At 53.5% G+C, this 18,611-nt stretch carries 27 protein-coding genes; 25 read left to right on the plus strand and 2 right to left on the minus strand.

What is annotated here, in order from left to right:
• Positions 1-31 precede the first annotated feature (31 nt).
• From M8T91_RS18630 to M8T91_RS18730, 21 genes are all read left to right on the plus strand, one after another.
• Entirely contained in the window at positions 32-466 is a 435-nt protein-coding gene (locus M8T91_RS18630) for a hypothetical protein (protein WP_301419311.1), read from the plus strand.
• 280 nt (positions 467-746) lie between these two features.
• Positions 747-1,178, plus strand: coding sequence for a DUF3887 domain-containing protein (locus M8T91_RS18635; protein WP_301419313.1), 432 nt, complete (start codon positions 747-749; stop codon positions 1,176-1,178).
• A gap of 143 nt (positions 1,179-1,321) precedes the next feature.
• On the plus strand, positions 1,322-1,852 hold the full coding sequence (locus M8T91_RS18640; protein WP_301419315.1) for a hypothetical protein: 531 nt from the start codon (positions 1,322-1,324) through the stop codon (positions 1,850-1,852).
• Positions 1,853-1,971: 119 nt separating this feature from the next.
• Positions 1,972-2,466 (plus strand): lactoylglutathione lyase family protein, encoded by a 495-nt coding sequence (locus tag M8T91_RS18645; RefSeq protein WP_299946948.1) that lies wholly within the window; start codon positions 1,972-1,974, stop codon positions 2,464-2,466.
• A 132-nt stretch (positions 2,467-2,598) separates the two neighbouring features.
• Positions 2,599-2,976, plus strand: coding sequence for a 3TM-type holin (locus M8T91_RS18650; RefSeq protein WP_301419318.1), 378 nt, complete (start codon positions 2,599-2,601; stop codon positions 2,974-2,976).
• A complete protein-coding gene (locus tag M8T91_RS18655; RefSeq protein WP_301419320.1) occupies positions 2,973-3,182 on the plus strand; it encodes a phage holin family protein in 210 nt (69 codons plus the stop codon). The genes M8T91_RS18650 and M8T91_RS18655 overlap by 4 nt, the downstream gene beginning before the upstream one ends.
• 5 nt (positions 3,183-3,187) lie before the next feature.
• Positions 3,188-3,928, plus strand: coding sequence for a hypothetical protein (locus M8T91_RS18660; RefSeq protein WP_301419322.1), 741 nt, complete (start codon positions 3,188-3,190; stop codon positions 3,926-3,928).
• 86 nt (positions 3,929-4,014) lie between these two features.
• Positions 4,015-4,536 (plus strand): hypothetical protein, encoded by a 522-nt coding sequence (locus tag M8T91_RS18665; protein ID WP_301419324.1) that lies wholly within the window; start codon positions 4,015-4,017, stop codon positions 4,534-4,536.
• Positions 4,445-5,446 carry a phage terminase large subunit family protein gene (locus M8T91_RS18670; RefSeq protein WP_367317783.1) on the plus strand — a complete coding sequence of 334 codons (1,002 nt, stop codon included), beginning with the start codon at positions 4,445-4,447 and terminating at the stop codon, positions 5,444-5,446. The genes M8T91_RS18665 and M8T91_RS18670 overlap by 92 nt, the downstream gene beginning before the upstream one ends.
• A gap of 8 nt (positions 5,447-5,454) precedes the next feature.
• Positions 5,455-6,510: a terminase gpA endonuclease subunit gene (locus tag M8T91_RS18675; RefSeq protein ID WP_367317784.1), complete on the plus strand. Its 1,056-nt coding sequence runs from the start codon at positions 5,455-5,457 to the stop codon at positions 6,508-6,510.
• Positions 6,511-6,729 (plus strand): DUF6148 family protein, encoded by a 219-nt coding sequence (locus tag M8T91_RS18680; RefSeq protein ID WP_301419220.1) that lies wholly within the window; start codon positions 6,511-6,513, stop codon positions 6,727-6,729.
• Positions 6,726-8,291 (plus strand): phage portal protein, encoded by a 1,566-nt coding sequence (locus tag M8T91_RS18685; RefSeq protein ID WP_301419222.1) that lies wholly within the window; start codon positions 6,726-6,728, stop codon positions 8,289-8,291. The genes M8T91_RS18680 and M8T91_RS18685 overlap by 4 nt, the downstream gene beginning before the upstream one ends.
• Entirely contained in the window at positions 8,284-8,724 is a 441-nt protein-coding gene (locus M8T91_RS18690) for a head maturation protease, ClpP-related (RefSeq protein WP_301419224.1), read from the plus strand. Before M8T91_RS18685 ends, M8T91_RS18690 begins: the two co-directional genes overlap by 8 nt.
• Positions 8,607-10,262, plus strand: coding sequence for a ClpP-like prohead protease/major capsid protein fusion protein (locus M8T91_RS18695; RefSeq protein ID WP_367317785.1), 1,656 nt, complete (start codon positions 8,607-8,609; stop codon positions 10,260-10,262). Before M8T91_RS18690 ends, M8T91_RS18695 begins: the two co-directional genes overlap by 118 nt.
• A gap of 94 nt (positions 10,263-10,356) precedes the next feature.
• Positions 10,357-10,737, plus strand: coding sequence for a capsid cement protein (locus tag M8T91_RS18700; RefSeq protein ID WP_301419228.1), 381 nt, complete (start codon positions 10,357-10,359; stop codon positions 10,735-10,737).
• 18 nt (positions 10,738-10,755) lie between these two features.
• Positions 10,756-11,049, plus strand: coding sequence for a head-tail joining protein (locus M8T91_RS18705; protein ID WP_301419230.1), 294 nt, complete (start codon positions 10,756-10,758; stop codon positions 11,047-11,049).
• A gap of 1 nt (position 11,050) precedes the next feature.
• Complete coding sequence (locus M8T91_RS18710; RefSeq protein WP_301419232.1) at positions 11,051-11,446, plus strand: hypothetical protein; 396 nt, start codon at positions 11,051-11,053, stop codon at positions 11,444-11,446.
• 22 nt (positions 11,447-11,468) lie between these two features.
• Positions 11,469-11,711: a hypothetical protein gene (locus tag M8T91_RS18715; protein WP_301419235.1), complete on the plus strand. Its 243-nt coding sequence runs from the start codon at positions 11,469-11,471 to the stop codon at positions 11,709-11,711.
• 4 nt (positions 11,712-11,715) lie between these two features.
• Entirely contained in the window at positions 11,716-12,129 is a 414-nt protein-coding gene (locus M8T91_RS18720) for a phage tail tube protein (protein WP_301419236.1), read from the plus strand.
• A 284-nt stretch (positions 12,130-12,413) separates the two neighbouring features.
• Positions 12,414-12,941: a hypothetical protein gene (locus M8T91_RS18725; protein WP_301419238.1), complete on the plus strand. Its 528-nt coding sequence runs from the start codon at positions 12,414-12,416 to the stop codon at positions 12,939-12,941.
• Between the two features lie 134 nt (positions 12,942-13,075).
• Positions 13,076-13,447, plus strand: a complete 372-nt coding sequence (locus tag M8T91_RS18730) for a hypothetical protein (protein ID WP_301419240.1) — start codon at positions 13,076-13,078, stop codon at positions 13,445-13,447.
• 190 nt (positions 13,448-13,637) lie between these two features.
• Here M8T91_RS18730 and M8T91_RS18735 read toward each other — a convergent pair whose 3' ends face one another.
• Positions 13,638-13,922: a transposase gene (locus M8T91_RS18735; protein ID WP_367317786.1), complete on the minus strand. Its 285-nt coding sequence runs from the start codon at positions 13,920-13,922 to the stop codon at positions 13,638-13,640.
• 256 nt (positions 13,923-14,178) lie between these two features.
• Positions 14,179-14,394 carry a transposase gene (locus M8T91_RS18740; RefSeq protein WP_496113299.1) on the minus strand — a complete coding sequence of 72 codons (216 nt, stop codon included), beginning with the start codon at positions 14,392-14,394 and terminating at the stop codon, positions 14,179-14,181.
• 310 nt (positions 14,395-14,704) lie between these two features.
• Here M8T91_RS18740 and M8T91_RS18745 point away from each other — a divergent pair, with 310 nt between their 5' ends.
• The 4 genes from M8T91_RS18745 (at position 14,705) to M8T91_RS18760 (ending at position 18,611) form a co-directional block, all read left to right on the plus strand.
• Positions 14,705-15,106 (plus strand): hypothetical protein, encoded by a 402-nt coding sequence (locus M8T91_RS18745; protein ID WP_301419246.1) that lies wholly within the window; start codon positions 14,705-14,707, stop codon positions 15,104-15,106.
• 170 nt (positions 15,107-15,276) lie between these two features.
• Positions 15,277-15,702 (plus strand): phage minor tail protein domain-containing protein, encoded by a 426-nt coding sequence (locus M8T91_RS18750; RefSeq protein WP_301419248.1) that lies wholly within the window; start codon positions 15,277-15,279, stop codon positions 15,700-15,702.
• On the plus strand, positions 15,702-15,968 hold the full coding sequence (locus tag M8T91_RS18755; protein WP_301419250.1) for a phage tail assembly protein T: 267 nt from the start codon (positions 15,702-15,704) through the stop codon (positions 15,966-15,968). Before M8T91_RS18750 ends, M8T91_RS18755 begins: the two co-directional genes overlap by 1 nt.
• Positions 15,969-15,971: 3 nt before the next feature.
• Positions 15,972-18,611: a coiled-coil domain-containing protein gene (locus tag M8T91_RS18760; protein WP_301419252.1), complete on the plus strand. Its 2,640-nt coding sequence runs from the start codon at positions 15,972-15,974 to the stop codon at positions 18,609-18,611.

Raw genomic sequence — 18,611 nt, forward strand, 5'->3', positions numbered from 1 at the left:
GTTAGGGCCGCCGCTCGGGGCGTGGTTAGTATTGAAAACTGTCGAGGATGGCTCTTATAAGCCGAACTCATTAGCTGAAAAAGTTAGCCGTGTGTTTTATCTAACGGTTATTCTGGAGCACTTAGCATTCATTAGTCTTTTGGCTACAGGCTTCCTTATGGCTTTCAAATATGACTTACTAGGTGCAGCATGGCTAAGTCAAAAAATCTTCATAGTATTACTTGTCATAGTACCATTGGAGATTTTTGATGTATTACTGGGAAACTGGATTGCGAATACAGCTTCAAAGAAACTATATGCCGGTAGGCCTTTAAAAAGTTGGGAAAGGTATTGGTTAGAGGTGTATCACGGCATTTTCACTAAGATTGCTCTAATTATTATACCTCTATCGGTTTTAATAGTAATATATCTAGCCACTAGCAAAACTGGACTGGATTTACTTTCTTGGCAAGAGATTCAGAAATGATGCATGGCGGTGCATTTTAAACGGACATTATACACTGATTAGATAATATAAATCAGCTATCTTGCGATTGTTGTTTCTACCAACCACCCAAACCGGCCCCTGAGCCGGTTTTTTACTCTGGATAGAGTGATCGCATTTTGTACGATTGTGCCAAATCCATGTAGGTAGCTGTTTTTAATGCGCATTGTGGGTAAACGGCGCAAAATTGATTCCTGGGCAGTAATCAGGATAATAGTGGCCATGGTGATCAGTATTTAAGTGTTACGCATAAAGGAGAATTATGAAAATTTATATACTTCTTGTCTTTCTACTTGTCATGGGTTGTAACCCTAAAGCGAGTGTAGACTCAGTTCCAGATGCGAAAATACTAGCTGAAAAGTTTTTTGAAGAATTTAAAGGTGGTAACTACGAAGCCATTTACCCCTTATACAATGAGAAATTTTGGGAAGTAATGCCCAAAAAAACATGGAGCAAAATATTGCCTAATGTAAATAATGAGTTAGGAGAGCTAAAGGGTTGTGAGCTCGCAACTTGGAATCAAAAAACTCAAGCTTCAACGAGCGGCACAGGAAATTTTGTAGCCCTTCAGTACACTTGCAAGCATGAAAAATATGATTCAACAATTAGCTTTACGGTTTTAAAGCCTCTGTCAGGTGGTCAGTCCACAATAATCGGTCAGAATTTCAATTCTATAGGGTTTTTAATTGAGTAAAAGCATAACAAATAAGGATCGGTTGCGATTGCTGTAACGTATACACCTAAATAAACAAACCGGCCCCTGAGCCGGTTTTTTTACGCCTGGAGAAAAGCTACTTCCCCAGGTCTCACAACCTGGAACTGCTGAGGGAAAGGCGTATGGAGGGGCTAAAAGTTCAGGCTGGAGATACCCAGGGAGACAAAGTGAACCTGCAACCCACCCGCATCCCCAAGCTTCTGAGGCTGGCCAAAGGCCGCGATTGCGTCCGCTGTGGCAATAACGAGGGCAGTACCGTGGCCGCCCACTACCAGGGCCAGCGCAGCCACAGCTACGGTAAGGGCCGGGGAATCAAGCCCCACGATGCCATGGCTGCGCATCTCTGTTATCGCTGCCACGCTGAGGCGGATAGCAGTGGTCTGGGTAACTGTCCCGAGGACCACAGTAGACGCTTTCTGCTGCTGATCATCACTACTCAAATGAATTTGCTTATAGAGGGGCGCATCATCGCACGAGACTATGCCCAGGCCTTCCTGCTGAAGCTGTGCCGCAATACGGCGGAACTCATGGAGTGTGGAGAGCCTGAGCTTCACGACATCGCCTGTCGTCTGGCCGGGTGCTGGGACTCCGGCGAAATCGCTATCGCCTCCCAGGGGGCCATGGTGAGCAGCTTTGTGGGGGTGGGCTCATAGCTTACAAAGTCAGCGGGCAGGGTCAGCTACTGTACCCGTCAGTGCAGCGTACACATATTCATGAGCTAATCTGGCGCAGGACATACCAATTTTTTAACTTTACGAAGAGGAATCATTTTATGAGTACATATCCTAGAACGTTTTCTCATATCGGTATATCGGTGCCTGACATTGAAGCAGCAGTTAAATTTTATAGTGATGTAATGGGTTGGTACCATATTATGGAACCAACAGTGATTACAGAAGAGTCTGACACGCCAATTGGGCAAATGTGCATCGATGTTTTTGGCCTTGGTTGGGGGTCGTTTAAAATTGCCCACATGTCTACGGGAGACAAAATCGGTGTTGAAATGTTTGAGTTCAAGAACAATGAATCACCAAAAGAGTTTGAGTACTGGAAAACAAGCACCTTTCACTTTTGTGTGCAAGATCCTGATATAGAGCGATTGGTTGCAAAAATTGTGGAGCACGGTGGTAAGCAACGGATGCCTATTCGCGAATACTATCCTGGAGAGAAGCCCTATAGAATGTGCTACGTTGAAGATCCCTTTGGTCTGATCTTCGAAGTGTATTCACACAGCTATGAATTGACTTATTCTCAGGGCGCGTATTAGAGCGTTTAACAAATAAGGATATGTTGCGATTGCTGAAATATTTGGCACCCAAATAGACAAACCGGCCACTGAGCCGGTTTTTTTAGGCCTGGAGAAAGCTACTTCCCCAGGTCTCACAATCTGGAGCTACTGATGCTAGGTGCAATTTCTGCGATCTCCGGTCTGATTGGTAAGGCGATCGACAAGGCGTTTCCTGACAAATCTGAGGCCAACAGGCTCAAGGCCGAGATTGACCGCCAGTTGATAGCGATGGATTTCAAGGAGCTGGAATCGGCAACCAGTGTGATTACCGCAGAAGCGGGCGGAGAGAGCTGGCTTCAGCGTTGCTGGCGTCCTATTGCCATGCTGACCTTTGTCAGCCTTGTGGTGGCGCATTGGCTGGGATGGACCGCACCAAACCTCAGCGAGGAACAAACACTGGCACTGTTGGAGATTGTAAAGATCGGCCTGGGTGGTTACGTAGTGGGCCGCAGTGCTGAAAAAGCGATCAAGACATGGAAACAGTCATGACTGTTCACGATCTGATGCGAGAGTTGGCTGAGAAGGCCAGTCATGCCACCACAGTAACAGTGGGCGCTATCGGCGGTATCTATAGCTTGTTTGTTCAAAACCCCATTGGTTTTATCTGTGCCTTGGTGGCCGTCGCCTCCTTTGCGATGAACTGGTATTACAACCACAAGCGCCTGCAGTTGATGAAGGCGCAGCAGGGGCAGTAGCAGCCATGGCCGAGCTGAAGCTGACCTTCGATGCCTCGGCCTTTGATCAGGCCTCTAAAGCGTTACAGCGTCAATTGCCCTATGCCGGTGCGCAGGCACTGAACACTGTGGCATTTCGGATTCGCGGGGAAGCGCGTGCGGTGATGGGGCGGGTATTTGTCAACCCGACCCGATTGACCCTGAATTCTGTACTGGTAGATAAAGCCACAAAGCGCACTGGCATTGCCAGGGTGTATATCCGCGATCAGGCCACCAAGGGCACCGCACCCAGTAAGTACCTGGCCCCTGCGGTATTCGGCAGTAGTCGCAATGAGAAACGCTTCGAGCGTGCCCTGCGCTATGCCGGCCTGCTCCCTGCGGGCATGTATGTTGTGCCGGGGGAGGGCGCCAGGCTCAATCGACACGGCAATATCACTGCGGGCACCTACAGCAAGATCCTGTCCCAGGTACGAGCCAGTTCGGATTCTATGCAGAACGCCACCGGTAGCCGTCGCAGTAAAGCCAAGCGAGGCATCACCAAAGGTTACTTTGTCGGCAAGATCGAGGGTACCTGGGGCGTATGGCAGCGGGTGGGCTACAAGCGTCGCCGCTCTGTGCGGCCCATTCTGATCTTTGTAAATAAGAAACCCAACTACCGCAAGCGCTTCCCGTTTTTCAAAGTTGCCGAGGGCATAGCACAGCGGCACCTGTTGCCCGAGCTGGGCAAAGCGATGGATCGGGCACTGGCCAGTGCCCGGCGACGTTGAGCGGGTCCTCCCGAGAAACCCTGCGCACGGGGAATTCGGACCGTGTTTTTTTAACAGCAACCTGAAAATTCCTAGGGGGTTATACCTTGTCTGGCACTGTATCTCTGAACGACCAGGCAACCCAGTCGGGGTTTGCGCGACTGGTGGGCACTTCCCAGCCGGCCATTGCCAAGCATGTGCAGGCCGGTGTACTGCCACAGGGCGAGACTTATGGGGCCTGGCTGCAAGCGTATTGTGAGCGGCTGCGCACAGAAGCTGCCGGGCGTCAGGTCAGCGATGCTCGCAACCGCCGGGATATGGCCCAGGCTCTGGAATCCGAAGCCAATGCGCAATTAAAGCTGCGCGAGCTGTACCGGCAGGATCAGTTGATTGTCGATATGGAATCCGTACACAAGGCGATGGCCGAGTGGGCCACCGTTGGCAAGAATGAATTTTTAGGGGCGGTGGAAAGTATCCTGATCGCCATCGAGAGCCAGCATGCCATTACCGTCGAGCGTGAATCTCTGCAGCCCGATATTGACGCTGCCCTCCGAGCTATTGGCGGTTACGAGATCGAACCTGCAGCGCCTGGTGCGGGAGATACGCACAACCTGGATACCGCTGCCTGAAACCCCGCTGATTGGGTGGTTGCCGAAAAATATCAAATTGCCGTCGGAGGACAGTGACAACGCCGGTTATTACCGGGTGGAGTATGTGCCTTATTTCTGGGGCGTGATGCATGCCCTGGATAGCCCGGTGTCGTGGATGGTGGTGATGCAAAAGGCGGCACAGATCGGTTGGACCGTGTTGCTGGCTGCGGATATTTGTAAATGTGCCGCGGTGGATCCGGCCAGGATCCTGATGCTGTTCCCCAAGGATGAGAAGGGGCGGTTGTTTATGGATGAGAAGCTGGTGCCGATTATCGAAGGTTCGCCGGCAGTGAGTCGGGTGATTGATATCTCCACCAGCCGCAAAGGCGGCAGTCGCTCAACCCGCAAGAAGTTCCCTGGCGGCGAGGTGCGCACGGTGGGCTCCAATTCCATCTCCAATGTGAAGTCCACCACTGCCCGCCGAGGCTATGTGGAGGAGCCGGACGATACCAATAAGGATGTCGGCGATCAGGGCGATGCCATTCGTCACTTGCGCGAACGCTTAAAGCGGATGCGCAACAAGAAACTGATTATTGGCGGGACGCCTGCGGTTGCGGACTTATCCCAGGTAGAGCATTACGTCCGGCTCGGCACGATGCGGGTACTGCCGGTGACCTGTCACGACTGCGGTGAGTGCCATGTGCTGGATTGGGAAAATGTCAGTTGGTTGGAGAAAGAGGGGGTACCGCGCACCCGGTATTCGGCCTGCATCAGCCGGAAACCGCTGTGTATACCTGCCCGCAATGCGGCAGTGCCTGGGACGACTACCGCCGCCAGGCCAATATCCTGCAGACCTGTAACACTGCGCGCGAGAGGGGCGATGCCTTTGCCGGCTGGGTTAAGACCCAATGCGGCGAGGGGTTTGAGCAGGATGAGATTGAACCCATAGAAACCTTTATGGAGCTCTCGGAGCTGTATGTGTGTATCCCCGGTACAGCGCTTGCGGACGTTGTACGGGACTACTTGGAAGCGGAGCACGAAGCCAAAAGCGGGGATGAGTCCGCGCGTATTGTGTTCCAGAACAACAAGCTGGGCCGGCCCTACCAGTATGCCGCCAATCAATTGCTGGATCACGAACGGCTGCAAGAGGCCGCCGAGGATTACCCGGAACTCTCCTGTCCCGCTGCAGGCCTGCTGGTTACCGTGGGCATTGATGTGCAACACGATCGCCTGGCTATCACCATTCGCGCCTTCGGGCGCAATGAAGAAAGCTGGCAGTTGTACTGGGGCGAGATCGATGGCGATACCGCCGACAAGCGGGATGACTGTTGGAGTGCTTTGGATCAACTGGTATTCCAGGGCTTTCAGCATGAACGCTTTGGTGAGATTCGTGCAGCGGCAGTGAGTATCGACTCCTCTGATGGTGGCACCAGCAATGCGGTTTACCACTGGGTGAGAACGCGGGATAAAAAATATCGCGGCGTTCTGGTAATGGCCATCAAGGGTGACAGCAATGACTTCGGCAGCAAAGAAATCTTTAGCCAGCCCCGGCAGGTGGATTATAACAACCCCAAGCGGCGCACCAAGGCCGACCGCCAAGGTGTACGGGTTTATATCGTAGGTACCCACAAAGCCAAAGACCTGATCGCCAAACGGCTATTGGGCACTAGTGCCTATATGCACAGTTGCAAGCATGTCCGGCAGGACTACTGGGCGCAGGTGACCGCCGAAGTCAAAGCGCCCAGTAAAAAGCATCGCGGCAAACTGGTGTGGCAACAGCGGCCAGGCAGGCCCAATGAAGCTACGGATACCGAGGTCTATGCCCTGCACGCTGCACATGCCATGGGCATGCATAAATACAACGAGAAAAAATGGTCCGCCATTGAATCGCGTCTGGGCCAGCGCACCCTATTCAGCGCATTGGAACCGGATCCCTCTCTCCAACAACCCAAGCCCGTCGTGAAAAAACCGCGGCGGCCAGCGCAGCCTGTTGGCTCCTTACTGGATAGTTAAATGTCTCAATCTGCTCAAGCGATGGTCGACCTGTATCTCCAGGCCGAAATAGAGGTGCTCGCCGGTAAAACCACCGTGATTAACGGACGACAGCTTACTACAGAAAACCTGCAGGAAATCCGTGCGGGCCGTCAGGAGTGGGAACGCAGAGCGTCCGAACAAAAATCACAGGCGGCCAGCAAACGCCGCGGCCCCACTTACGCGAACTTTTGCCAATGAATACCCTGGATGCCTTAATCGGGTTTTTCTCGCCCGAGGCCGGCCTGCGCCGGGTGCAGGCGCGACGGGCGTTGCGTATCGCCGCCGCCTATGAGGCCGCCAAGCCCAGTCGCCTGAGAAAGAACCCTGCGGACAACCGCAGCGGGGATCTGGTGGCTGATGGGGATGTGGAAACCCTGCGCGGCCAGGCCCGGCACCTGGAGCAAAACCATGATTTTGCCTTCGGTATTCTCACCACCCTGGTCAACAACGTGGTAGGCCCACGGGGTATCGACGTGGAGTTCCAGCCCAAAACCTGGGATGGCGAAATTCACGATGAGCTCGCCGCCCGGATGAACGCGCTGTACCGGGAATGGGCACACCGCCCCGAGTGTACCCGCCAGTTTAGCTGGGCCAAAACCCAGCGGCTGTTGTGCAACACCTGGCTTCGCGACGGCGAAGTGCTGATGCGCCATTTGCAGGGCAGTGTGCCGGGCCTGAAACACCGGACAGCAACCCCTTACAGCATCGAATGCCTGGAGCCGGATTTTTTACCAGTGGACTATAACGATCCCGGCAGGCGTATTGTGCAGGGGGTGGAGAAATCGGCCTGGGGAGAGGCCAACGCCTACTGGCTCTGTGATGAACACCCGGGTGCTTCCCTAAACTGGCGCATGAAACGCAGACGTCACAATGCAGCGAATATCGAGCATCTGAAATTTGTGCGCCGCCTGCACCAGACCCGCGGGGTCTCCATCTTTGCCGCGGTGATGAACCGCCTCAACGATATCAAGGACTACGAAGAGAACGAGCGCGTCGCGGCCAAGATCGCCTCCGCCATGGTGGGCTTTATCCAGAAGGGCAGTCCAGAACTCTACGAACAGCATGAAGACTGGGATGAAAATGGCAATCGCACCCTCGATATCCGCGCCGGAGCCATCTATGACGACCTGCGCCCGGGAGAATCGGTTGGCACCATCCAGAGCAATCGTCCCAGCGGCTTGCTAACGCCATTTTTGGAAACCATGCAGCGCATGGCCGCCGCCGGCACCCTGGCCAGCTTCAGCAGTATCAGCAAAAACTACAACGGCACCTACAGTGCCCAGCGCCAGGAGCTGGTGGAACAGTGGTCCGCCTACGAGACCCTGAGCCTGGAGTTCTGCGAGGAAATTGTCGAGCCCGCTGTGCGCCGCTGGGTGCAGATGGGGCTGCTTGCCGACGCGCTGGCGGTGCCTGCGGAGGTGGATCCCGAGAGCCTGCTGCATCTCGACTTTATCACCCCCGTGATGCCCTGGATCGATCCGGTCCGCGAAGCCAGTGCGGATGAAACCCTGCTGGAAAACGTGCTCGCCAGCCCCCAGCAGACCATCCGCCGCCGCGGCAAGAAACCGGAGGATGTGCTCAAGCAGACCGCAGCCTGGCAAAAAAATTGCAAGACCAGGGGATTGCCGCCCCGCTCAAACGCCCTGCCGTTCCCACACAACAGACCGAACCTGAATCTGAATAGGAGGCAGTTATGCCTAAAAATCCTGGTACAGCATCACCGCTGCCGCCGACAGAGAAGCCGATATCTATGTGTATGACTATATCGGTTACTGGGAAATTACCGCGAAGGAATTTGCCCGGGAGTTAAAGGCACTTGGCAATATCCACAAAATCAATCTGCACATTAATTGTCCCGGCGGCGATGTGTTCGACGGCACTGCCATTTACAACCTGCTCAAGGAGCACAGTGCAGAAGTAGAGACCTGGATCGAGGGGATTGCCGCCAGTATGGGCAGTGTGATTGCCCTGGCCGGGGATACCGTGCATATCGCCGAGAACGCCTACTACATGGTGCACAATCCCAGTATTGCCGCGCGGGGGACGAGCGCGCCCTGGAAAAAGCCAAGGGTCTGCTGGCCAAGGTCAAAGCCACCATGGTCAGTTTGTATTGCGCACGCACCGGCATGTCCGACACCGAAATCAGCCAGGTCATGGATGAAGAGCGCTGGTACACCGGGGCAGAAGCGGTAGAAGCCGGCTTTGCCACCGATACCACTGCCGCCACGGAGATGGCCGCCAGCTTTAGCGGTGACCTATTGAAGCAATTTAACAACACACCTGAAGCAGTTCGCGCGCTAATAGCGCAGGGCAAAGGAGCAGTTCGATTCCCGTCTGCGGTTGCAGATAACCCAGCCCAAACCAAGGAGGCTAACACCATGTCTAAATCCACCCCCGCCACACCGGGTGCAACCGCCGACAACGGGGTTACACCGGCAATAAAAGCCCAGATCACAGCAGATGCACAAGCACAGTTTGTTGCCGATGAGCAAAAGCGCAAAGACGCTATCAAGGCGGTTTTCAAAGGCTTTGAAGCCCACAACGCTGTTATGCAGGAATGTCTGGATGCTATGGACTGCACTGCCGAAAAGGCCAAGGACACACTGCTTCAGGCTCTGGGCAGGCAGACCTCAACCCCGGTACAGAGCTATAGCCTGGTGGTGCAGGAAGGTGAAGGTATTAAGCGGATGCGGGCCGATGCGGAAAATGCCATTGGTATGCGCGCCCTTGGCGAAACCCGCAGGGAAGGCAATGGCCTGGCCGATCACACTCTGATGGAAATCGCCCGGTTGTTGATGCAGGCCCGCGGTGTGAACCTGGTCGGTATGGATAGAATGGCGATTGTCGCGGCAGCTTTTACCCACAGCTCCAATGACTTCGCCAGTATTTTGGGTAACACGGCCAACAAGGCCATGCTGAAAGGCTACGAAGAAGCGGCCGAGGTATTCCCGCAGTTTACCGTGACCGGCAACCTGAGCGATTTCAAGATTGCCACCCGTACCGATCTCGGTTCTTTCCCGACCCTGACGAAGGTAGCGGAAAGTGCGGAGTTTAAATACGTCACCATGGGGGAGCGTGCCGAGACCGCCGTGCTGGCCACCTACGGCAAGTTGTTCAGTATCACCCGCCAGGCCATTATCAACGACGACCTGGGTGTGTTCACCCGCATTCCCATGAAGATGGGCCGCGCTGCCGTGCGCACCGTCGGTGATCTGGTATTCGGTATTTTCCTGAACAACCCCGCCATGGCCGATGGCAAGGCCCTATTCCACAATGCGCACAACAATATTGCCGATGCCAGTGGTATCCACACCGCCAGTATCGACGCAGCGCGGGTCAAGATGGCCAAACAGAAAGATGGTGATGCCGTGCTCAACCTGCGACCTAGGTTCCTGCTCTGCGATGTGGCCGACGAGGGACAGGCCCGGGTGGCGCTGGAATCCGAGTTCGAGGTGGGGGCAACCGAGAAATCCAACACGGTACCCAACAGTGTGCGCAATATCGCCAGTGTGATTTCCGATGCGCGTCTGCATAACCACAATGCCTGGTATCTCACGGCCGATCCTACTCAGCACGACACCATCGAAGTGCTCTATCTGGATGGCCAGCAGGCACCGGTGCTGGAACAGCAGAACGGCTGGAATATCGACGGGGTCGAGTTCAAGGTGCGTCTGGACGCTGCCGCCAAGGCGTGGGATGCCAAAGGCATGGTGAAAACACCGAAAGCCTGAAGCCCTGACTTTTTAATCAATGATTCCATACAGGCCGCTGCTGCGGCCTTTTTTAATTCCCATTTTTCAGTAACCCAAACGGAGAGCAATCAAGATGGCCAAGAATTTTGTGCAAGAGGGCAAGGTTTTGGATTACACCAATACCGGTGCCGCCATAAGTGCCGGCAGTGTAGTAGTGATGGGGGCAGTCCTGGGTGTGGCACTGGTGGACATTGCCAGTGGCGAAACCGGTGCAGTGCAGATCGAGGGGGTATTTACGGCACCGAAAGTTTCCACGGCCGGGATTGCCCAGGGCGAGACACTGACCTGGGTTGTTGCTGCAGGGGCCTTTGACAGTAAAGCGGCGACCGCTGCCAGTGGGGATATTGTCGGCGCGACCGCCTTTGCCGCAGACAACGCCGGTGATGGTACCACCAGTCTCGCGGTGAAGTTTACCGGGGTACCGGGCACCGTCAGTGAAGCCGCCGGCGGATAACGGCAAGGGCGATCTTCTATGGATCTGGAACAGAGAGTAGCGGAACGCAATTTTCAGCGCTGGGGCAAGCCCGCCAGTTATACCGACGGTAGCGGCAGTGATCCTGTCATGTGCCGGGTGATTCGGGATCAGGGGATTGATGAATTTGCCGATGATCGGGTACGGGTGCCGCGTATGGAGTTCAGTCTGCTGGTCAGCGAGGTGGGCAGTCATAAGCCGGGCGCGCTAATTACAGTGAACGGGGTGGAGTACCAGGTGCGTCATTTGCTCGAAGACGACGGCACCGTGCGTCGCGTGGTTGTGGAGAACTGATATGGGCCAGCGTATTGCCATCCGTGACGCAGTCAATGTTGCACTGCAAACCCTGCAAGACTACACCCTGATTGCTCCCGGCACCACGGATGAGATTCCCGAGAGCAGTCTTCCCGCACTGGTGGTGGGTTTTGCCACTGAAGCCACCCAGCACGAACTGTATGGTGGTAGCGAACGGCAGCTGGAAATCACCGTTGCCGCAGTGGTGAAGAGCCGCGGCGATGTGTATGCCGCGCTGGATCGGGCTGCCGCCGATATTGAATCCGCACTCACAGACAACACACTCGGTGGTGCCGAACGCTTTCTGCTCAGCCAGACTCAGTTCGCCCTGGATACCGAGCAGCCCCTGGGCGAAGTGCGGCTGATTTACGCCGCCAGCTATTCCACTGGTGCATAAACCACAATGGGGGACCATTCCAATGGCCAGCAAAGCCAAACAACACGTGCGCATCGTCCAGCCCTGTATGGCCGCTGGCCAGCCCGCCCCGCTGGGCAAGGTGCTGGTCTTGGCGATTGGCGAAGCCAACCAGCTGATCGGTACCGGCCGTGCCCAGGCGGTGCCCGCAACAGAAAAGGGCCGGGCAGGTAACAAAAAGACCGGACCCGACAGCGCCACAACCGCTGTTGCAGCGCTAACCGATTCATCCAACAACGGAGAGTAAAACCATGGCACAAGGCTATAAAACCCAGTTTCACCGCAGCGATGACGGTACGACCTATACCCAGGTCGCCGGCCTGCTGGATATCGACCCGGGCGAAGAGTCCCGCGGATCCGATGACGTTACGCCGATCGACGGCACCAGCGGTTATATGGACTTCGACCCGGTGGGTCTGCGCGATGCTGGCGAGGTGTCCTGTACCTTTATCTGGAACCCGGGCGATACCGGCCAGCAGGCACTGCGCGCCGACTTCGATCTGGATAACAACATCTATTACAAGGTGGTGTACCCGGAGGGCACCGAGGTGGTGTTTGTGGGCCATATCACTGGCTGGGGCCAGGCAAGCCCCAAGGACAGCAAGATCACCCGTACGGTGAAATTCAAGCTTTCCGGTAAGCCATCTGTTACGCCGGGGGGGTGATTGGCGAGGGGAGGGCAGCTTCACGTCAGGCAGGAGGCTAGCCCGGTCTCGACATTTGGCTTGCGGTGAATGCTATTACACAAGATTACAGCTTGCCTTCAACTTTACAATAGTGGGTAGAATTATCACTATCCCAGGTATGAATCAGGTATAAAGAAGACAATAGATCCTCAGGGGCTATCAGGTGGTTGGCAGCAATTTGCTTTAGAAATAGTAATCGGGATAATAACGATCTGAATGGTCAGGCTTGTGCCTTTTATAGATAGACATTCGTAGAGTATTCTATGCATATAATAATCGGAGTAATCACTGCAATAGCTGGCTTGGTATGGGCATTAAATAGCCTGCAAAATGCAGGGGTGAACTTAAATGCATTTAACCCATTTTTTTGGATGCGACGCAGGAGATGGGAAAAGAAATTGGGCACAAAGCCCATGCATGCACTTACAGATTCTATGGACGTAGCTGCACTGTTGGTAGTTGCTGTTGCAAAAGAGCATGGGGATATCACGCGAGAGTCGAAGCTCGAAATATTATCTATGTTTGAGAGAGAATTTGGTGTCAAGCGCAATAAAGCAATTGAGATGTATTCTTCTTCGATATATTTAATGCAAGATGCTTTAAATATCAGTGAAGAGGTTCGTCATATAATGAAGCCATCCAAAGAGAATTTTACTTCTAATCATATTTCTAAGCTCATCAAAATGCTCAATGAGGCTGCTGGTCTTGAAGAGATGACTGATGGTCAAAGAGCAATAATTAAATCGGTTGAAATGGAATTTCAATCCAACAAGGATCAAGGGAGGGAGTGATAGGGTATGCCAGCTTTAAGTTGTATAAAATAGAGTTGGTGTAGGCATTGATTCTATGCGGGTATACCTTTATACAGAAATGCTAATGGTCTGAGTGGCTATGGTATAAATAACTTTCTTGATTAGGTAAAAATATGAAGAAAGTTCTATTGGTTTTTGTTTCATTGGCTATTTACGCTTGTGCTTCACAAGGGCAGGGAGAGTTACATCTACCTCAAGTGAAGGGTATTGAAGAGAGACAGTTCAGCTCTATTCCTGTTTTTAAAGAGCATAATTCAAATATAAGTAAACCGGAATTCACGGAATTTATGTTAAATGTCCCAGAAAAGGAGACGCCATTACTTTCTGGTTATATGTGCGGCGGCTATCTGGATTGGGATGGCCTTATCATAGGGCAACAAATTCTAGAAGAGGCTGATTTGGTATTGGACCTTAAGCACGTAAAAGAAATATGGGTTCCTATTGAAGGTGAGCCTAAAAAGCTATACGTATTTGAAGTCCGTTAGGCTATTTCGAAGAAATAGCAGAAGGAGGGCGTGGTGTCTGGAGTTTGGGCTGTTTTAGTTTCTTTAATTCTATTGACGATTTTTTATGCATGGATTTCTTCAATACTGAAAGGCAGAAAAAAAGAAAAATTCGTGAAAAAACCATTCCGATAGTAAATGAAGGGCCGACAGTTGAAGGTTTGTACCATATTCATTTGTCGGATGGAAGAAAGTTTAGTTGTGTGCGTTTAATCGGAGCTGTAGAGGGTTCTATTGCCTCCATCGCGTATTCGGCGATGGTGTCAGCTTTGCTTGCGTAAGTCGAATCACCCCAGACATGGCTCTCCTCAGCGTGCATCAGTTCGCCAAGCACTACGGAGTCGTGAACATTGGCGGATGTGGCCACAGTGTAGTAAATCGGCTTGGTTTTACTGTCTATACCGATATGAATCTTCATATCGAAATACCACTGGTTACCTTTCTTGGTCTGGCGTATATTCGGGTCGCGCTGCTACTTCTTGTTCTTGGTAGAACTGGGTGTGTTAATGGTGGTGGCGTCAACAATGATGCCCTGATTGACCTTCAGGCCGTTCTCCTGGAGATATTGATTAACCAGGTGAAACACTGACCGCCCAGGTTGCGGCGCTCCATCATGTGTCGGAACCTGCAAACGATAGTTTCATCTGGCACTGGCTCTTTCCCCAGATCAATACCGACAAATCATCGCATGGCGCGAGAGTCGTAAAGAACTTCTACGACGGGGAGATCGGACAGGTAAAACCATTGTGCAAAAAGTAAATGCGCAGCATGCGCTTGATCCCGACTGGGCGGCGGCCAGTGCCCTGCGGATTAGGGTAGAATGGCTCGATGGCACCGATCAATCCATCCCAGGGGTTAACGGTTTCCATATCGTCTAGAGAGTGCTCCTTATGAGTCTTCTTGCCGAATTTCTCAAAGCTATCGATCAGGGATTGTTGTCTCGTGCCTAGAAGGTTCTGCTGTGGTCTGTTTGGTGCCTATATTATCAATGAGGTTATGAATAAATCAGAGGTTCCTTAAAGACGGTACCCGAAAACGATCTCCAGAAAATTAGCTACCCAGTCTACTGGTTACACGTAATTACAGATTTCAAAAACCACTTGACTTGGCGTCATCCTCTGCATATATTTTTGCGGCCCATTTATGCGATGTAGATGTGGTTTTGTTTGGCAGTTTAGGAAACGATCATATTCCAAATGTCAATTTTTTAAAATAATATAATTTTAAAGGAAATGAGTTATGCGAATAAAAAAAACGGTATCTTTTTCTGTTTTTATTTTTTTCTTTTTGCTGTCTTTTTCCGGATCCAGTTACGCACAGCTTACAAGTCCACACGATGGGATAGAGCCTAGTTTCCCATGGGTTTGCTTCTCTGCCACGAACTGCCAAAGTGGTGGGATCGGCTTTGAAGTGCACCAGCAAGAGGATGGTATTTTTCGATGCGACGGTGGTTGTGACCCCCTTAGGGATAACAACACAGGTATAATAACTATTACTGACCTGGCGGACGGTCACTCAATTACGCTGGAGTGCCCTTCTTGTACGGCGCTTATTGCGGCAGATGGAAGCATACGTATCAATGATGGCAGCAGCGGACAGTTTTGGGATTGGGTGGGCCGCATCGTAGATATTGTAAAGTAGCCCAGTCAGATTTCAGAGTCTCTCTAAGATTATTGATTTTCTGATATTTCAGTTTGGCAGTGAAAGAATATTAATGGCGACCTGAAAGTCTGCTGCAGTTTATTTCTTCGTGGCTTACTCTTAACGTAAAACCCGCTTCCGCGGGTTTTTTTATACCTGGAGATTGAACCATGAGCCTATTTCCCCCAAGAAAACGAGAGACAATTCCTTTTGGTGATACCACCTTTGATCTGTATGAATTGAGTGGTCTTGAGCGCTGTGAATATTTGGCAAAAACCACCGGTCATCTCGAAGTAACAGAAGAGGGTGAATTGCGCAAGCCTGTCATTACCAAAATAGGGCAGCTGTGGGACGCGCGGCGCCGGGAGCTGAGTAATAACCTGTTGCTGGTGGCCTATGCCCTGCGCCCCGGGCGCGAGGAATCCCTGGAGGAGCTGCATCAGGAACTGTGCAAATCGGTGGTACCGGAACACATTGATACCCTGTATATCCCCGCCGCCAAGTTGTCCGGGTTCTACTTCGAGGTTGATGCCTTATACCAAGAGAATAGCCCCGCGCAAACCAAAGTCAGTGAGGCCCCCGAAAAAAAAGAGTAGTGCCGGGCTTCCAGTTCGCCCGGCAGCTCGCGCGCGAGTTCAAGCGCCCCGATTACTTCAATATGTTGCGCAGTATGAGTGCCACGGAACTGGACCACTGGTATGAATATTACCGGGAGCATCCCCTGGAGTCCGAACTCCAACAGTGGCAGCTGGCCCATATCGCCGCCGGCAGTTTTGGCGGTAAGCCGTCCGATTACCTGCCGCAACCCCACAAGCCGAAAACTGTGCAACAGCAAATCGCCATTTGGCAATCCATGGCTTGAGCAATGACAAGACAAGCATCTATGGCCACCATGGTGGCCAACCTGGAACTCCGCTCCACCCAGTACAAGCGTGAAATGGCCCAGGTCAGCGCGCGCAATAAAGCGTTGGCGCGGGACATCAAAAACACCGCCGCCACCGGCGATATTTTTTCCCGCTCCATGCGCGGTGCGGCCCAGGGTGTGGCCTCTATTGATGGTCCTTTGGGCGGTGTGTCCGGTCGGGTCAGCGCCCTGAACGGTTTTCTGCACAGCGGTGCCGGGGCCTGGGCCCTGTTCGGTGCCGGTGTGGCCGGTGTGACGGCGGTGCTCTATAAAAGCATCCGTGCCGGTGAAGAGATGGAGCGGCAGCAGCTCAAGATTGAAGCGCTGCTCAAAGCCACCGGCGGGGTCTCGGGTCGTACTACGCAGCAACTGGACCAACAGGCGCGCGCGGTAGCGCGGGCGACCCTGGCCAGTGTCAGTGGTATCCGCGATGCCCAGGGCGTGCTGCTGACATTCAGGACGGTGCAGGAAGAAACTTTCGACCGTGCCATTGCCCTGTCACAGGATCTGGCCGCAGTGATGGGCGGTGACGCCAAGAGTGCGGCGTTGCAACTGGGTAAGGCGCTGGAAGAGCCCAGTGTCGGCCTTACCATGTTGCGCCGCGCGGGGGTCAGTTTTACCGAAGCGGAAAAGGCCCGGATCAAGACCATGACGGAGGCGGGCCGAGTTGCGCAGGCCCAGCGGTTGATTCTGGACAAACTGGCGCAGCAGGTGGGCGGTGCCGGTGCCGGAGAGGCTGGTGGTCTCACCGGTGCGGTGGATTCTTTGGGGCAATCCTGGCAGGAATTTCTGGAGGAGTTCAATCGGACCACCGGTGCTACCGGTCTCGCCACCCGCACTATTCAGGGGCTTACCGGTGTGCTCGACGACTCGCGCGGTGTGGCCGAGGATACGGAAGCTGCGGTTACCGCCCTGGCCATTTTATTGGGCGGGCGCTTTGCCGGTGCTATCGGCAGGCAGGCGACGCAAATGGCGTTGTTGAATACGAATACCTACAAGGCCACGGTGCAGACCAATGCCCTGGGGCAGGTGATCGGGCGCACCACCATTGCCACCCGCGCTGCCGCCGTGGCCGCCACCGGATTAAAAAACGCCTTTGCGTTTCTGGGTGGCCCTGTGGGCGTGATTACTATCGCAGTGGCTTCACTGGTTGCCTGGAATGCTGCCCAACCCACTACCGAACAAAAAGCGCAAAGTCTCACTGGCAGGATTGATGAACTGACCCGTAGTTGGAAAGAATTAACCAAAGCGCAGCGTATTAACCGGGAACAAAAGGTACTTGTTGATCGGGATGACCTTGCTGCACAACTTGCGCAACTTAAAAAACAGCGCGACTTGTTGCGCGATGGTGGCATAAAAGATGATACCCGTTTTGGTTATCAGGCGGCACTGGGCAACGAGCACCCGCGTGTACGGGAACTCAACGACCAGATTGATACGTTAAAGCAGAATCTCGATAGTGCCAATCAAAAGCTCGCCAATCTGGGTAAACCGAATCAACAGCGTTTTCAGGAGGAAGCCAAGGCGGCCTTCAAGGCGGCGCTGGAGCGGGAGGCGGTGGAACGGGCGCGGGCCGAGAACGCATTGCGGCAGGCGCAGGAGGCAGGTGCCGCTCAGCTGGCGCAACTGGACAGCTTTCTCGCCGACCAGCGTGGCAGGATCGATCTGGATCACGAAACGCGCCTGCAGCAGATTGCCGCTTTGCAGATCGCCGAGGAAGAGCTGCGCCGCCGCGGTTTCGATTCTTTGGAAACACTGCGGGAGGAATATAGCGTGCGGGAGACAGCCCGCTATCAGGCCGCGTTGCAGGCACTGCAGGCCGGACCCGGTGAAAGTGGGGGCGATCAGCCTGGGCCCGATGGTCTCACCGATGTGGAACGCCAGCGCATGGTCGCGCGTCTGCAAACCCTGCAGTTTTCCTGGCTTACGGAAATGGAGCAGCTGCAGGTGCAGCAGGACGAGGAGATGGCACTGCTCGACCAGGCCTATGCCAGCAAGCTGATCCAGCGTGATGAGTACGAGCGCTCTTTGTTCCAACTGGAGCAAAAGCATGCTAAGGCGCGGGAGAAACTGGAACAGGCCAGTAGCAAGAACCGTTGGAAAGCATTTTCCGGTGCCATGGATATGATGCTGGGTATTTCCAATACCGGCAGTAAAAAACTGTTCAAAATCCAGAAAACCCTGAGCCTGGCCAAAGCTGTCGCTACCTTGCCCAGTGCGGTGATTGAATCCTTCCACAATTCCGGTGGTTATCCCTGGGGTATTCCCGCCGCAACGGCGATGGCCGCAGCGGGTGCCGCACAGATTGCCCAGATCAAAAGCGCTAATTTTTCTGATGGCGGTAGCGCGGCAAACGTGAGTGGCGGGGCTACCGCTGCAACCCTGCCCAGTACTACCGGCGCCACCGCCGCGCGCTTGGATACCTTTGCTGACAATGATGCACCGCAACAGCCGCGCACCCAGGTAATTATCCAGATTCAGGGTGATGTCGTCGGCGACAGCAGTGAACGATTTATAGAGGATCTTCGAACTGGGATTAGCAGTGGGGATCTGGTGATTATCGACAAAAATAGTCGGCAGGCGCAGGAACTGAGGGATTAA

The organism is Microbulbifer sp. MI-G, assembly GCF_030440425.1.
Classification (GTDB): Bacteria; Pseudomonadota; Gammaproteobacteria; order Pseudomonadales; family Cellvibrionaceae; genus Microbulbifer; species Microbulbifer spongiae.

Bases quoted from the DNA above. Each gene is read 5' to 3' on its own strand.
- M8T91_RS18750 (WP_301419248.1), top strand. From the start codon at position 15,277: ATGAGCCTATTTCCCCCAAGAAAACGAGAGACAATTCCTTTTGGTGAT.
- M8T91_RS18760 (WP_301419252.1), top strand. From the start codon at position 15,972: ATGACAAGACAAGCATCTATGGCCACCATGGTGGCCAACCTGGAACTC.
- M8T91_RS18650 (WP_301419318.1), top strand. From the start codon at position 2,599: ATGCTAGGTGCAATTTCTGCGATCTCCGGTCTGATTGGTAAGGCGATC.
- M8T91_RS18745 (WP_301419246.1), top strand. From the start codon at position 14,705: ATGCGAATAAAAAAAACGGTATCTTTTTCTGTTTTTATTTTTTTCTTT.
- M8T91_RS18725 (WP_301419238.1), top strand. From the start codon at position 12,414: ATGCATATAATAATCGGAGTAATCACTGCAATAGCTGGCTTGGTATGG.
- M8T91_RS18685 (WP_301419222.1), top strand. From the start codon at position 6,726: ATGAATACCCTGGATGCCTTAATCGGGTTTTTCTCGCCCGAGGCCGGC.
- M8T91_RS18655 (WP_301419320.1), top strand. From the start codon at position 2,973: ATGACTGTTCACGATCTGATGCGAGAGTTGGCTGAGAAGGCCAGTCAT.
- M8T91_RS18705 (WP_301419230.1), top strand. From the start codon at position 10,756: ATGGATCTGGAACAGAGAGTAGCGGAACGCAATTTTCAGCGCTGGGGC.
- M8T91_RS18660 (WP_301419322.1), top strand. From the start codon at position 3,188: ATGGCCGAGCTGAAGCTGACCTTCGATGCCTCGGCCTTTGATCAGGCC.
- M8T91_RS18700 (WP_301419228.1), top strand. From the start codon at position 10,357: ATGGCCAAGAATTTTGTGCAAGAGGGCAAGGTTTTGGATTACACCAAT.
- M8T91_RS18645 (WP_299946948.1), top strand. From the start codon at position 1,972: ATGAGTACATATCCTAGAACGTTTTCTCATATCGGTATATCGGTGCCT.
- M8T91_RS18730 (WP_301419240.1), top strand. From the start codon at position 13,076: ATGAAGAAAGTTCTATTGGTTTTTGTTTCATTGGCTATTTACGCTTGT.
- M8T91_RS18635 (WP_301419313.1), top strand. From the start codon at position 747: ATGAAAATTTATATACTTCTTGTCTTTCTACTTGTCATGGGTTGTAAC.
- M8T91_RS18720 (WP_301419236.1), top strand. From the start codon at position 11,716: ATGGCACAAGGCTATAAAACCCAGTTTCACCGCAGCGATGACGGTACG.
- M8T91_RS18710 (WP_301419232.1), top strand. From the start codon at position 11,051: ATGGGCCAGCGTATTGCCATCCGTGACGCAGTCAATGTTGCACTGCAA.
- M8T91_RS18680 (WP_301419220.1), top strand. From the start codon at position 6,511: ATGTCTCAATCTGCTCAAGCGATGGTCGACCTGTATCTCCAGGCCGAA.
- M8T91_RS18675 (WP_367317784.1), top strand. From the start codon at position 5,455: ATGGAGCTCTCGGAGCTGTATGTGTGTATCCCCGGTACAGCGCTTGCG.
- M8T91_RS18640 (WP_301419315.1), top strand. From the start codon at position 1,322: ATGGAGGGGCTAAAAGTTCAGGCTGGAGATACCCAGGGAGACAAAGTG.
- M8T91_RS18715 (WP_301419235.1), top strand. From the start codon at position 11,469: ATGGCCAGCAAAGCCAAACAACACGTGCGCATCGTCCAGCCCTGTATG.